This is a genomic window from Pseudomonas sp. W2Jun17, from assembly GCF_023127795.1.
Taxonomy (GTDB): domain Bacteria; phylum Pseudomonadota; class Gammaproteobacteria; order Pseudomonadales; family Pseudomonadaceae; genus Aquipseudomonas; species Aquipseudomonas synxantha_A.
On the sequence record NZ_SPKO01000013.1, the window covers coordinates 16,016 to 29,811 of the forward strand.

Sequence of the window (13,796 nt, forward strand, 5' to 3'; positions counted from 1 at the left end):
TGAATACATGGAAGCAGCACCTTGCATCAGTCAGATCGCCAGCTTGCTTGCCGAGCCCAAACGCACGGCCATGCTCTGGGCCCTGATGGACGGTTCGGCGAAGTCTTCAGAAGAGCTGGCAACGCTGGCCGGGTTGTCGCCGGCGTCGGCCAATGCCCATTTGGCGCGGCTGACCGGCAGCGGTTTGCTGCGGACCGAGGCCCGACGTGGCAAGCGCTTGTTTCGCGTGGCGGCTGCGGATGTGAGTGCCGCCATTGATGCGCTGGCCAGCACCACCATGGCCAGCGCGGCGCGCAGCACACCGCAAGCCTTGCCGCCGGCACTGATGGCACCGCAGTTGTTGCGCCGTGCCCGCTGGTGTCACGGCCATCTCGGCGGCGAGTTGGCGGCGCAGTTGTATCAACGGATGCTTGAGGCCGGATGGTTCGAGCGCCATGAGCAGCGTACCGAGGTTACGGTCAAGGGCGCGCAGCATTTGGCGGACCTGGGGATTTTTATCCAGGCCCTGGCAGCGCCGCTGGTGTGCGACTGTTTCGACTGGAGCCAGCAGCAACCGCATCTGGGCGGAGCATTGGGGGCGGGGTTGATGCAGCTGTTTCTGCAGGCCAACTGGATCAGCGTGATCAACGAGTCGCGTGCCTTGTCAGTCAACGAGGCAGGGCTCAGGGAGATCAGCCGGCTGGCGGCACGTTAAGCGCGTCGTTCAGAGCTGCAATCAGGTCGCATCCAGCAATAGCCAGGACAAACGATGCCGCACACTCGCCAAGGGGATTTTTCATACGGGGGGATGCGGCATGGTCAGGCAGGGTTATAGCGCAGCACAGCGGCTGGAACGGTTGCCCATCAGCGGTTACCACCGAGTCATCTTCATCATCATTGCCTTGGCGTTTTTCTTCGACTCCATGGACTTGGCAATGATGACCTTTCTGTTGGGCTCGATCAAAACCGAGTTTGGCTTGAGCACGGCCCAGGCCGGGTTGCTGGCCAGTTCGAGTTTTTTCGGCATGGTGGTGGGTGCTTCTCTTTCTGGAATGCTCGCGGATCGCTTTGGGCGCAAACCGGTGTTTCAGTGGAGCATCGTGTTGTGGGGCGTTGCCAGTTACCTGTGCTCCACGGCGCAGACGGTGGAGGCGTTGACGTTGTTTCGGATCCTGTTGGGCATTGGCATGGGCATGGAGTTTCCTATTGCTCAGTCGATGCTGTCGGAGTTGATTCCCGCCAAACGGCGCGGGCGTTACATCGCGTTGATGGATGGTTTCTGGCCGTTGGGCTTTGTAGCCGCCGGGGTGCTGTCGTACTTTTTGCTGCCGGTGATTGGTTGGCGCGACATCTTCCTGGTGTTGGCGGTACCGGCGGTGTTTGTGTTGGCCATCCGCTTCTTTATTCCAGAGTCGCCGCGTTGGCTGGAACAGGCCGGGCGCCACGAAGCGGCGGACAAGGTATTGCTGGGTATCGAGCAGAAGGTACGCGACTCCCTGGGCCGCGCCGATTTGCCGGAGCCGATGGCCCTGCCATGGGTAGAGAGTACGCCGGGTACATTCTTTTCCGCGTTCCAGCAGCTGTGGTCGGCGCAGTACCGCCAACGCACGATGATGATCTGGAGCGTGTGGTTCTTTGCCTTGCTCGGGTTCTACGGGCTGACGTCGTGGTTGAGCGCGCTATTGCAGCAATCGGGTTTCGCCGTGACCCAGTCGGTGTATTACACGGTGATCATTTCCCTGGGCGGGATCCCCGGCTTTTTGATGGCGGCCTGGCTGGTCGAGCGCTGGGGGCGTAAACCGGTGTGCGTCGTGACGCTGCTGGGTGGCGGGGTGATGGCGTTTCTGTATGGGCAAAGTGCTGTGTTTGGCGGCAATGTGGCCCTGCTGATCACCTCCGGGTTGTTGATGCAGTTTTTCCTGTTTGGCATGTGGGCGGTGCTGTACACCTACACGCCGGAGCTATATCCCACTTCGGCGCGAGCTACAGGTTCCGGATTTGCGTCAGCAATTGGCCGCGTAGGCTCGTTGCTGGGGCCGTTGGTGACCGGGTTGGTATTTCCGATAACCGGGCAGGGCGGGGTATTTGCCTTGGGGGCGTTGTGCTTTGCCGTGGCGGCGCTGGTGGTGTGGGTGTTCGGGATGGAGACCAAGGGCAAGACGCTGGAAGAGCTCACCCAAATCTAAAGGTCAGCGCAAAACCTATGTGGGAGGGGGCTTGCCCCCTCCCACATTTAGCCTGCATTCGTTCAATGATGGCCGGTTATGGCTTTACGAGCCGCGCATCCAGGCTGTTCTGCGCCAGGCGTTTGGCCTGGTCCTGGGTCATGCCCAGGGAGGTATGCAGCGCGTGGAAGTTCTCGGTGACATAACCGCCGAAGTAGGCCGGGTCGTCCGAGTTCACGGTGACTTTCACGCCACGTTCGAGCATGTCGAGGATGTTGTGCTGGGCCATGTCGTCGAACACGCAGAGTTTGGTGTTGGACAGCGGGCATACCGTCAGCGGGATCTGTTCGTCGATGATGCGCTGCATCAAGCGTTCATCTTCAATGGCACGCACGCCGTGGTCGATACGCTGGATTTTCAGCAGGTCGAGCGCTTCCCAGATGTACTCGGGCGGGCCTTCTTCGCCGGCGTGGGCGACGGTGAGGAAGCCTTCGTGGCGGGCACGATCGAACACGCGCTGGAACTTGCTCGGCGGGTGACCCATTTCTGAGCTGTCCAGGCCCACGGCTACGAACGCGTCACGGAACGGCAGGGCCTGGTCGAGAGTTTTCTCGGCTTCGGCTTCGCTCAGGTGGCGCAGGAAGCTGAGGATCAAGCCGCTGGTGATGCCCAGTTGCTGCTCGCCATCTTTAAGCGCAGCGGCGATGCCGTTCAGCACGACTTCGAACGGGATGCCACGGTCGGTGTGGGTTTGTGGATCGAAGAACGGTTCGGTGTGGATCACGTTCTGGGCTTTGCAGCGCAGCAGGTAGGCCCAGGTCAGGTCGTAGAAATCCTGGGACGTGCGTAGCACATCGGCACCTTTGTAATACAGGTCGAGAAACTCTTGCAGGTTGTTGAAGGCGTAGGCCTTGCGCAGGGTGTCGACGTCGTTCCACGGCAGCGCAATCTTGTTGCGCTCGGCCAGGGCGAACAGCAACTCAGGCTCCAGCGAACCCTCCAGGTGCAGGTGCAGTTCAGCCTTGGGCAGGGCGTTGAGCCAATCGTACATAGTTAAAATCTCATCAGGTGCAATGGCGGCATTCTACAGGCCATGGCTGAAATAATCGGCAAAACCTGACCAGCAGGAGAGTATTTGTGTCACTCACGCAAGGGTGAGGTGAACTAAGGTGTAACGAAACGTTAGCGGCTTGGCGCAGTCTGTACCCCATCAATGACTGATTCGCTGCACGAAAAGGCCCGTAATGCTCACACACCTCAAGCAAGAAAAATTCATGCTGCTGGCGCTGATTGCCGCCATTGCGGCTTATCCGCTGGAGCACTGGATGCTCCACAGTGGGCAACTGGTGGCCCTGCTGGCCGGTGCTGCGCTGATTGCGTTTATCGTAATGGCCTCAATGCGCGTAGCCCACCACGCCGAGCAGTTGGCAGAAAAGGTTGGCGACCCCTACGGCACCATGATCCTGACCCTCGCGGCCGTGTTGGTGGAAGTGGTGATCCTGGCGATCATGATGAGCAACGAGCCATCGCCCACCCTGGTGCGCGATACCATTTACTCGGCGGTGATGCTGGATATCAACGGTATTCTCGGCCTGGCCGCCTTGATGGGGGGCATCAAGCATGGGGAACAGTCCTACAACGATGACTCAGCGCGCACCTACAGCGTGATGATCCTCACCGCCATGGGCGTGTCGATGGTGGTACCGGAATTTATCCCCGAGGCCGATTGGAAAATTTACTCGGCCTTCACCATTGGCGCGATGGTGGTGCTCTACACCTTGTTCCTGAGGATGCAGGTAGGCCCACACAGTTATTTCTTCAGCTACAGCTACCCGGAAAAACGCCGCAAGAAATCAACCGAAGAAGAACACACACCGCCCGTTAACCTCGCGTTCTCGATAGGCACGTTGGTGTTTGGCGTGATTGTGATTGGCGCGTTGGCCGAGGTGATGTCCAAAACCCTGGATCTGGGCCTGGAAGGCACGGGCGCGCCGCCGGTGATCACGGCGATTGTGGTGGCGGCTATCTCGGCCGCGCCAGAGATTCTGACGGCATTGCGCGCTGCATTGGCCAACCGTATGCAGTCGGTGGTGAATATTGCGTTGGGTGCTTCGTTGTCTACGGTGATCCTGACGGTGCCGGTGATGGAAGCCATGGCGCTCTATAGCGGCCAGCCGTTCCAGATGGCGATGACGCCGGTGCAGACGGTGATGGTGTTTATCACGCTGATTGTCAGCGCGATCAACCTCAACGATGGCGAGACGAATGCCATTGAAGGGATGACTCATTTTGTGTTGTTTGCGACTTTTATCATGTTGTCGCTGCTGGGGCTGTAACTGTTTTTGATGACGCCGTAGACCCAATGTGGGAGCGAGCAGGCCCCCCTCCCACATTTTGATCGGCGTCTGGCTCAGGTGCCGGCGATGAGTTGGCGAGCCGCCTGGGTGTGATCGGCGATCAAGCCTTTCAGGTCCAGGCCTTCGACTTGGCCGTCGATCACCCGCCACTGGCCGCCGATCATCACTCGATCCGCCCGATCTGCACCGCACAACAGCAGCGCTGAAATCGGATCGTGGCTACCGGAGAAGCGCAGCTCATCAAGTTTGAACAATGCCAGGTCAGCCTGCTTGCCTACGGCCAATTCACCGATGTCCGTTCGGCCCAGCAACTGTGCCGAACCTTTGGTTGCCCAGCCCAGCACGCCTTCTGGGGTGATCTTTTCTGCGCCATAACGCAGGCGCTGAATGTACAGGGCCTGACGCGCTTCAAGGATCATGTTCGAGGCATCGTTGGACGCCGAGCCGTCCACGCCCAGCCCGATGGGCGCGCCGGCGGCAAGCAGGTCCAGGGTCGGGCAGATACCGGAAGCCAGGCGCATGTTGGAGCTTGGGCAGTGGCAGATCCCCGTACCGGCGGCACCCAGGCGTGCGATTTCATCCGGGTTGAAGTGAATGCCATGGGCCAGCCAGGTACGTGGGCCGAGCCAGCCGACGCTGTCGAGATAATCCACGGTACGCAGGCCGAAGCGTTGCAGGCAGAAGTCTTCTTCGTCGAGGGTTTCCGCCAAGTGGGTATGCAGGCGCACATCCAGGCGGTTGGCCAATTCGGCGCTGGCTTGCATGATCTCGGGGGTGACGGAAAACGGCGAGCACGGAGCCAGGGCAATCTGAATCTGCGCGCCGTCACCCCGCTCGTGATATTCGCGGATCAGGCGCTGGCTGTCGTCAAGAATGACCTGGCCTTGTTGCACGGTCTGCTGCGGTGGCAGGCCGCCATCGGCTTCGCCCAGGCTCATGGAGCCGCGGGTGAGCATGGCGCGCATCCCCAGTTCGCGCACGCTGGCTACCTGCACATCAATGGCGTTTTCCAAACCATCGGGGAACAGGTAGTGGTGGTCGGCCGCCGTGGTGCAGCCCGACAGCAGCAATTCAGCCAGGGCGACTTTGCTGGCCAGGGCGAGTTTTTCCGGGGTAAGCCGCGCCCATACCGGGTACAGCGTTTTCAGCCAGGGAAACAGCGGCTGGTTGACCACCGGGCCCCAGGCGCGGGTGAGGGTTTGATAGAAATGATGGTGAGTGTTGATCAGCCCGGGCAGGACCACATGTTCGCGAGCATCGAACACCTGCGTGCAGGGTTGTGCCGGTTCTTGGCCCTGGGCCAGTAATTCGGTGATCACACCGTCTTGCAGCACCAGGCCGCCACGGGCGTCGAGGCCATTGGCAGTGAAAATCGCGAGGGGGTTTTTTAACCAGATACGGGTCGCAGGCATTGGCCGGCTCCTCTGAATGATGGGTTCAGGTTTGCCAGCTCAGTGTTGCCCTGTCTGCTGATCCAGGGTCGCCGGGGAGGGCGAGGGGGCTAGATTACGTGTAGTTCATTACGGGGTCTAGCTGTAGGAGCAGGGACAGAGTGGGAGGGGGGCTTGCTCCCGATAGCGGTGGGCCAGTCCACACAGCATTGACTGACACTCAGCCATCGGGAGCAAGCCCCCTTCCACAGGTTGATCGGTGTATTTACCAGGCGATGGTGTCGCCCTTGTAGTCCACGAAGTGATGGCCGCCCTTGCCGGTGTAGGCATTTACTTGATCCACCAGGCCGCGCACGCTGGTGTCGACGTCGATATGTGCGTTCTCTCCGCCCATGTCGGTTTTCACCCAGCCCGGATGCAGCGACAGAACCGTCGGCTTGTGGTCGCCCAACTGGGTGATAAAGCTGTTGGTCATTGAGTTGAGGGCAGCCTTGCTGGCCTTGTACAGCGCCAGGTCCGAACCGTCGGGAATGGTCACGCTGCCCAGCACCGAACTCATGAACGCCAGCACGCCGGTGTCTTTGCGGATCTGCCCGACAAAGCGCTGGGCCAGGTTGATCGGCGCCACGGCGTTGGTGAAAAACAGCTGGCCGACCTCTGCGAGGGTGGCGTGGCCTGGCTCCTGGTTCGCCGGGCCCTTGACGCCAGCGTTGACGAACAGCAGGTCGAAGGTGCGGTCTTTCAAGCGTTGGGCCAGGGCGATCACGGCTTGCTGATCATCCATATCCAATTTCTCGATCTGCACCGGGCCCACGGCTTTGAGGGCATCGGCCTTGTGCGGATCACGCACGGTGGCGGTGACGTCCCAGCCATCCTGGAGCAGTTGCTTGACCAGGCCAAGGCCCAGCCCGCGCGAGGCGCCGATGATCAGTGCGGTTTTTGGCGTAGACATGAAGGCTTCCTTTGAAGTCGCGGTTCAGGGAGTTCAGCGCCTAACAGTAGCAGTTTCAGCGTTGCAGCAGGATGCGCCCACGGCTCAGGTCGGCGAGCTGGGTTTGCAGGGTGTCGATGTGTGCCCCTGCCAGCGCAAGGTGTAGCTCCACGCCGTTGGCGGTGAAGGTTTCTTCCAGCACTAAACCGCCGAGTTCGGCGACGCGCAGCTTCACCAGGTTCAGCTCGGAGAACCCACAGGCGCAGCTCAGGGGCACACGGCTGATCAGTTCGATACGCTCGGCATTTTGCAGGCATTTGTTTGCGCCACCACCGTAGGCACGGGCGAGTCCGCCCGTACCCAATTGAATGCCGCCGTACCAGCGGATCACCAGCACCGCGACCTGATCGAACCCCTGGGCCTCGATAGCCGCGAGGATCGGTCGCCCGGCGGTGCCACCGGGTTCGCCGTCGTCGTTGCTGCGGTATTGATCGCCCAGCTTCCAGGCCCAGCAGTTGTGCGTGGCGTTCAGGTCGCTGTGCTGCTCGAAAAACGCCTGGGCGTCCTGCGGGCTGGTGATCGGCACCGCCAAGGTGATAAAGCGGCTTTTGCGTATTTCTTCACGAAACTCACAAAAGCCTGTCAGCGTAAAAGACATAACTCGCTTCGTTTTTATAGGGCCGGCTTGATGCCGCAGCCTTTGAGAATGATATGGATCAGGTTGGTGCCGGCGTCTTCCATGTCCTGCTTGGTCAGCTTGGTGCGACCGGTGACGCGGCAGATCTGGGTGGCGAAGTCGGCGTAGTGCTGGGTGCTGCCCCACAGCAGGAAGATCAAGTGCACGGGATCGACGGGGTCCATTTTGCCGGCGTCGATCCACGCCTGGAACACCGCGGCTCGGCCACTGAACCAGGCGCGATAGTCCTGACCGAAATATTCGGTGAGGCATTCGCCGCCGCTGATGATCTCCATGGCGAAGATCCGCGAGGCTTGTGGTTGGCGCCGCGAGAACTCCATCTTGGTGCGGATGTAGCGCGCAAGCGCCACGGCCGGGTCATCCTCGGCGGTCAGCGCGTTGAAGGTGCTGTCCCATAATTCGAGGATATTGCTGAGCACCGCGATATACAGGCCCAGCTTGTTGGTGAAGTAGTAGTGCAAGTTGGCCTTGGGCAGCCCGGCACTGGCAGCGATGGTGTTCATGCTGGTGCCTTTGTAGCCATGGCGGGCGAATTCATCTTCAGCAGCCTGGAGAATAGCTTGTTCGTTCTTTTGCCGAATGCGGCTGGCGGGTTTACCGGCGTGGTTGCTGTGGGCAGGAACTTCGAGGCTCATGGACGTTTCCGTGCTGATCGATAAAGGCGACGTGTGCACAGATAACCCACCCTCAAGCCTCAGACAAGTCCCGATGCAATAAAACCGTCAAAGCGGCTCCAGGCTTTCGCTTTGCGCTGTTGGGTTTGTAGCGCATGTACTCGCCTTGGCTTCCGGCAGCAACAGGCATAATACGATGGCGGTGAGGCCGCCGCTGGTGATGGCCGAGTCGAACAGGTTCTGTACCAGTGTCGGCATCAGGTGCAGCAAGTTGGGTTGAGCGGCGATACCCAGGCCGACGCCAAACGAGGTGGCAATGATCAACATGCTGCGTCGATCCAGCGGCGCCTGGGCGAGGATACGCACGCCGGCGGCGGCCACGCTGCCGAACATCACCAGGGTCGCGCCGCCCAGCACCGGCTTGGGGATTTGCTGCAGTACGGCGCCGATCAATGGAAACAGGCCCAGACAGAACAGCAGCACACCGATATACAAACCGACGTAACGGCTGGCCACGCCGGTGAGCTGGATCACGCCATTGTTCTGGGCAAAGGTGGTGTTGGGGAACGCGCTGAAGGTGGCGGCAATCATGCAGCTCACGCCATCGCCCAGCACGCCGCCCTTGAGCCGGCTTATATAAGATGCACCGCTGATGGGTTGGCGGGCGATCATGCAATTGGCCGTGAGGTCGCCGACGGTTTCGATGCTGCTGATCAGATAAATCAGCGCAATCGGCAGGAAAGCGCTCCAGTCAAAGTTGAAACCAAATCGGAACGGCATCGGCAGGCTGATCAAGGGCAAGTCGGGCAGGGCTTGGGGCACCAATTTACCGCTGAACCACGCCGCGAGGCTCCCCAGGGCCAGGCCGATGATAATGGCGCTCAAGCGTACCCACGGGGTATTGGAGCGGTTGAGCAGGATGATTGTCAGTACCACGAACAGGCCGAGTGCCAGGTTCGCAGGGGCGCCGAAGTCTGGCGCATTAAAACCGCCGCCGAGGTCGGTAATCCCCACTTTGATCAGGCTGATGCCGATCAACGTGATGACGATCCCCGTTACAAGGGGGGTGATGACACGACGCAGTTGGCCAATGAAGCGGCTCAACACGATCTGTACCGCCGCGCCGAAGAAGCACACGCCGAAGATCATCGCCAGAATGTCTTCCGGGCTGCCGCCCCGTTGCTTGACTAGAAAGCCTGCCGCCAACACCGCGCCGAGAAACGCAAAGCTAGTGCCTTGCAGGCAGATCATACCGGCGCCGATACCATACGGCCTGCGTGCCTGGATGAACGTGCCTACACCGGACACCATCAGCGCCATGCTGATCAGATAGGGCAGGTGGGCGGTGAGGCCGAGCGTGGAGCCGATGATCAGCGGCGGAGTAATGATGCCGACGAACGCCGCCAGCACATGTTGTAGTGCTGCCAATAGAGCCGGCAGTGGTTTGGGGCGGTCGTTGAGGCCGTAGATCAGGTCGCTGGGGCTGGCAGATTCTGGTGGCATGGCGGGTAGACTCGAGGCGGACGGTTCAAGGTCCTTGTGCCTTGCAAAAAGCTGTCCAAGTGCTCAGCTTTTTGCGTGAGGCCCGAGTTAGCGCGTCGCGGCCAGGCTTTCAAGGAAACTTTCCAGCACCAAATGAGGGCGCCGGCCTTTGCGCGTGACCGATGCCAGGCTCAAATCGTAAAAACGTGTAGCCGGTTTCAGCGCGCGCAGTCGGCCTTGTTGCACCCACAGGCTGGCGTAGTGATCGGGCAAGTAGCCGATATAGCGGCCAGTGAGGATCAGGAACGCCATGCCTTCACGGTCCGAAGCGCTGGCCGTGCAGTTGAGCGCCTGGTAGTGGGCCTGGATCTCTGCGGGGAGGCGAAAGGTAGGGGCGATGGCGTCCTGGCTGTCGATGCGCTCGTCATCGAGTTGTTTGTTGTCGGCATAAAACAGCGGGTGCCCGACCGCGCAATAAAGCAGTGAGCGCTCGCTGTACAGCGGTTGGTATTCCAGACCTGACAGGGCGCTGGCCTGGGGCACCACGCCGACATGCAGACGGCCATCAAGTACACCTTGTTCTACTTCATTGGGGGCGATCATGCGGATCTGGATCTGCACGTCCGGGCCGCGTTCCTTCAACTGCGCCAGTGCGTGGGTGATGCGCATATGCGGCAGGGTGACGAGGTTGTCGGTGAGGCCGATGATCAACTCGCCGCGCAAATGCTGGTGCAGGCCGTTGACCTCGGTGCGAAAGCTTTCCAGGGCGCTCAACAATTGCAGGGCTGACTGATAAACCTCGCGGCCTTCCTCCGTCAGGGAAAAACCGGCGCGGCCGCGTTGGCAAAGTCTGAGGCCGAGCCGCTGCTCCAGGTCGCTCATCTGCTGGCTGATGGCCGAGCGGCCGATGCCGAGCACGGTCTCTGCCGCCGAGAAGCCGCCGCATTCCACCACGCTGCGAAAGATGCGCAGCAAGCGAATGTCGAAGTCGCTGACTTGGGCCAAAGGGTCGGGACGACGGCTGCTCATAGTTTAGTGAAGTCCTGACTGAAGGTTAGAAGAGTTGGATTTCACCGACTTTATCCCCGTGGCAATTTAGCTGCAACCAAGCTTTTTCAATCCCGACGCTGCCTTTTGCCTTGCGAGGTTTTGCTGATGAACATGCCCGAAAACGCCCCATCGACCCTGGCCAGCCAACTCAAGCTGGATGCGCACTGGATGCCCTACACCGCCAACCGCAACTTCCAGCGCGACCCGCGCCTGATCGTGGCCGCTGAAGGCAGTTGGTTGACCGATGACAAGGGGCGCAAGGTTTATGATTCGTTGTCGGGCCTGTGGACCTGTGGCGCCGGGCATACGCGCAAGGAAATCCAGGAGGCGGTCGCCAAGCAATTGGGCACCTTGGACTACTCCCCAGGCTTCCAATACGGTCATCCGTTGTCCTTTCAGTTGGCGGAAAAGATCACCGACCTGACCCCAGGCAACCTGAATCATGTGTTCTTCACCGATTCGGGCTCTGAATGTGCCGATACGGCGGTGAAGATGGTGCGGGCCTACTGGCGCCTCAAAGGTCAGGCCACCAAGACCAAGATGATTGGTCGCGCCCGTGGTTACCACGGTGTGAACATCGCTGGTACCAGCCTGGGCGGTGTGAACGGTAACCGTAAGCTGTTTGGCCAGGCGATGATGGATGTCGACCACCTGCCTCACACCTTGCTGACCAGCAACGCCTTCTCCCGGGGCATGCCGGAGCAGGGCGGTATTGCCTTGGCCGATGAGTTGCTCAAACTGATCGAACTGCATGACGCGTCGAACATCGCAGCCGTGTTTGTCGAGCCGATGGCCGGTTCCGCTGGCGTATTGGTGCCACCACAGGGTTATCTCAAGCGCCTGCGCGAAATTTGCGACCAGCACAATATCCTTTTGGTGTTCGACGAAGTGATCACAGGCTTCGGCCGTACCGGCTCAATGTTCGGTGCCGACAGTTTTGGCGTGACCCCAGACCTGATGTGTATCGCCAAGCAGGTCACCAATGGCGCTATTCCGATGGGCGCGGTGATCGCCAGCAGCGAGATCTACCAGACCTTCATGAACCAGGCGACGCCGGAATACGCCGTGGAATTCCCCCACGGCTACACCTACTCGGCGCACCCGGTGGCTTGCGCGGCGGGCTTGGCGGCATTGGACCTGTTGCAGAAAGAAAACCTGGTGCAGAGCGTAGCCGAAGTCGCACCGCACTTTGAGAATGCGCTGCACGGTTTGAAGGGCAGCAAGAATGTGATCGACATTCGCAACTACGGCCTGGCCGGTGCTATCCAGATTGCCCCGCGTGATGGGGATGCCATCGTGCGTCCATTCGAGGCCGGCATGGCATTGTGGAAGGCCGGTTTCTATGTGCGTTTTGGCGGCGACACCCTGCAGTTCGGGCCAACCTTCAACAGCAAGCCGCAGGACCTGGACCGTCTGTTTGACGCGGTCGGCGAAGTGCTGAACAAGATCGACTGATTTCTCCTTCTATATAGAACAATTTTTCAGGAGCCCTGCATGAGCCTTATCCAGCATTTGATCAACGGTGAGCTGGTCAACGACAGCGGTCGTAGTGCCGACGTCTATAACCCGTCTACCGGCCAGGTGATTCACCAGGTGCCGTTGGCCAGCCGTGAAACCATTCAACAGGCGATTGACTCAGCCAAGGCGGCGTTTCCGGCCTGGCGCAATACGCCTCCGGCCAAGCGTGCCCAGGTGATGTTCCGTTTCAAGCAGTTGCTGGAGCAAAACGAAGCACGTATCTCGCAGTTGATCAGTGAGGAGCATGGCAAGACCCTGGAAGACGCGGCGGGTGAACTCAAGCGTGGGATCGAGAACGTGGAGTACGCGTGCTCGGCACCGGAGATTCTCAAGGGCGAATACAGCCGCAACGTGGGGCCGAACATTGATGCCTGGTCGGACTTCCAGCCGCTAGGCGTGGTGGCGGGTATCACCCCGTTCAACTTCCCGGCGATGGTGCCGTTGTGGATGTACCCGCTGGCGATTGTGTGCGGTAACTGTTTCATCCTCAAACCTTCGGAGCGTGATCCGAGTTCTACGTTGTTGATCGCGCAACTGTTGCAGGAGGCTGGGCTGCCTAAAGGCGTACTGAGTGTGGTGCACGGCGACAAAGGCGCGGTGGACGCATTGATTCAAGCGCCGGAAGTTAAAGCCTTGAGCTTTGTAGGCTCGACGCCGATTGCCGAGTACATCTATAGCGAAGCGACCAAGCGCGGCAAGCGTGTGCAAGCGTTGGGCGGGGCGAAGAACCATGCGGTGCTGATGCCGGATGCAGACCTGGACAACGCCGTGAGTGCCTTGATGGGCGCGGCTTATGGTTCTTGCGGCGAGCGTTGCATGGCGATTTCGGTGGCGGTGTGCGTGGGCGACCAGGTGGCGGACGCGTTGATCGCTAAGCTGGTGCCGCAGGTCAAGGCGTTGAAGATCGGCGCGGGCACCTCCTGTGGCCTGGATATGGGCCCGTTGGTGACGGGGCAGGCACGAGATAAGGTCAGTGGCTATATAGAAGAGGGTGTTTCGGCGGGTGCAGAGCTGGTCGTTGATGGTCGCGGCTTGAGCATTGCCGGGCATGAACAAGGATTTTTCCTTGGCGGCAGTCTGTTCGACCGCGTTACCCCCGAGATGCGGATCTATAAAGAAGAGATCTTTGGGCCAGTGTTGTGCGTGGTCCGGGTGGATAGCCTGGAAGCGGCGATGCAACTGATCAACGATCATGAATACGGCAACGGTACCTGCATCTTCACGCGTGACGGTGAAGCCGCGCGGCTGTTCTGTGATGAGATTGAGGTCGGCATGGTAGGGGTGAACGTACCGCTGCCGGTGCCGGTTGCGTATCACAGCTTCGGTGGCTGGAAGCGCTCTCTGTTTGGCGACTTGCACGCCTATGGGCCGGACGGGGTGCGTTTCTATACCCGTCGCAAGGCGATCACTCAGCGTTGGCCGCAACGGGCCAGTCATGAAGCGTCGCAGTTCGCCTTCCCTAGTCTGTAAGACTCGATAAGCGAAAGCCGGCCCCCTTGGGGCCGGCTTTCGCGTTTCTAAGGCATTTTAGACCGATATGACAGAAATGTGAAAAAGAAGGTTGACGGCAGATTCTGGAAGCCTATAATTCGCCCCACTTCCGGCGCAGTCG

The 13,796-nt window shown here is 60.0% G+C and carries 12 protein-coding genes; 5 read left to right on the forward strand and 7 right to left on the reverse strand.

Features of this window, described 5'->3' with window-relative positions; translation table 11 throughout:
* Positions 1-7: 7 nt before the first annotated feature.
* The gene (locus tag E4O98_RS10225; RefSeq protein ID WP_032878068.1) at positions 8-694 is read left to right on the forward strand and encodes a helix-turn-helix transcriptional regulator; all 687 of its coding nucleotides are present in this window, start codon (positions 8-10) and stop codon (positions 692-694) included.
* 100 nt (positions 695-794) lie between these two features.
* Positions 795-2,165, forward strand: a complete 1,371-nt coding sequence (locus tag E4O98_RS10230) for an MFS transporter (protein WP_032878067.1) — start codon at positions 795-797, stop codon at positions 2,163-2,165.
* Positions 2,166-2,241: 76 nt separating this feature from the next.
* Here E4O98_RS10230 and E4O98_RS10235 read toward each other — a convergent pair whose 3' ends face one another.
* Positions 2,242-3,195 (reverse strand): adenosine deaminase, encoded by a 954-nt coding sequence (locus E4O98_RS10235; protein ID WP_005784479.1) that lies wholly within the window; start codon positions 3,193-3,195, stop codon positions 2,242-2,244.
* 193 nt (positions 3,196-3,388) lie between these two features.
* Between E4O98_RS10235 and E4O98_RS10240 the strand changes: the two genes are divergently transcribed.
* Complete coding sequence (locus E4O98_RS10240; protein WP_005784481.1) at positions 3,389-4,480, forward strand: calcium:proton antiporter; 1,092 nt, start codon at positions 3,389-3,391, stop codon at positions 4,478-4,480.
* A gap of 74 nt (positions 4,481-4,554) precedes the next feature.
* Here the strand turns inward: E4O98_RS10240 and E4O98_RS10245 are convergent, their stop codons facing one another.
* The 6 genes from E4O98_RS10245 to E4O98_RS10270 all read right to left on the reverse strand — a co-directional run bounded on the left by E4O98_RS10245 (position 4,555) and on the right by E4O98_RS10270 (position 10,645).
* Complete coding sequence (locus E4O98_RS10245; protein WP_078820206.1) at positions 4,555-5,913, reverse strand: 8-oxoguanine deaminase; 1,359 nt, start codon at positions 5,911-5,913, stop codon at positions 4,555-4,557.
* A 244-nt stretch (positions 5,914-6,157) separates the two neighbouring features.
* The gene (locus E4O98_RS10250) at positions 6,158-6,844 is read right to left on the reverse strand and encodes an SDR family oxidoreductase (RefSeq protein ID WP_005784485.1); all 687 of its coding nucleotides are present in this window, start codon (positions 6,842-6,844) and stop codon (positions 6,158-6,160) included.
* 55 nt (positions 6,845-6,899) lie between these two features.
* Entirely contained in the window at positions 6,900-7,481 is a 582-nt protein-coding gene (locus E4O98_RS10255) for a YigZ family protein (RefSeq protein WP_032878063.1), read from the reverse strand.
* A gap of 14 nt (positions 7,482-7,495) precedes the next feature.
* Positions 7,496-8,155: a TetR/AcrR family transcriptional regulator gene (locus E4O98_RS10260; protein WP_005784489.1), complete on the reverse strand. Its 660-nt coding sequence runs from the start codon at positions 8,153-8,155 to the stop codon at positions 7,496-7,498.
* Positions 8,156-8,242: 87 nt separating this feature from the next.
* Positions 8,243-9,637 (reverse strand): nucleobase:cation symporter-2 family protein, encoded by a 1,395-nt coding sequence (locus tag E4O98_RS10265; protein WP_078820208.1) that lies wholly within the window; start codon positions 9,635-9,637, stop codon positions 8,243-8,245.
* A gap of 87 nt (positions 9,638-9,724) precedes the next feature.
* The gene (locus tag E4O98_RS10270; protein WP_003188270.1) at positions 9,725-10,645 is read right to left on the reverse strand and encodes a LysR family transcriptional regulator; all 921 of its coding nucleotides are present in this window, start codon (positions 10,643-10,645) and stop codon (positions 9,725-9,727) included.
* A gap of 126 nt (positions 10,646-10,771) precedes the next feature.
* On the opposite strand from E4O98_RS10270, the gene E4O98_RS10275 reads away from it, so the two are divergent.
* Positions 10,772-12,121, forward strand: a complete 1,350-nt coding sequence (locus E4O98_RS10275; RefSeq protein WP_103733860.1) for an aspartate aminotransferase family protein — start codon at positions 10,772-10,774, stop codon at positions 12,119-12,121.
* Between the two features lie 39 nt (positions 12,122-12,160).
* On the forward strand, positions 12,161-13,654 hold the full coding sequence (locus E4O98_RS10280) for a CoA-acylating methylmalonate-semialdehyde dehydrogenase (protein WP_032878059.1): 1,494 nt from the start codon (positions 12,161-12,163) through the stop codon (positions 13,652-13,654).
* Positions 13,655-13,796: the final 142 nt, after the last annotated feature.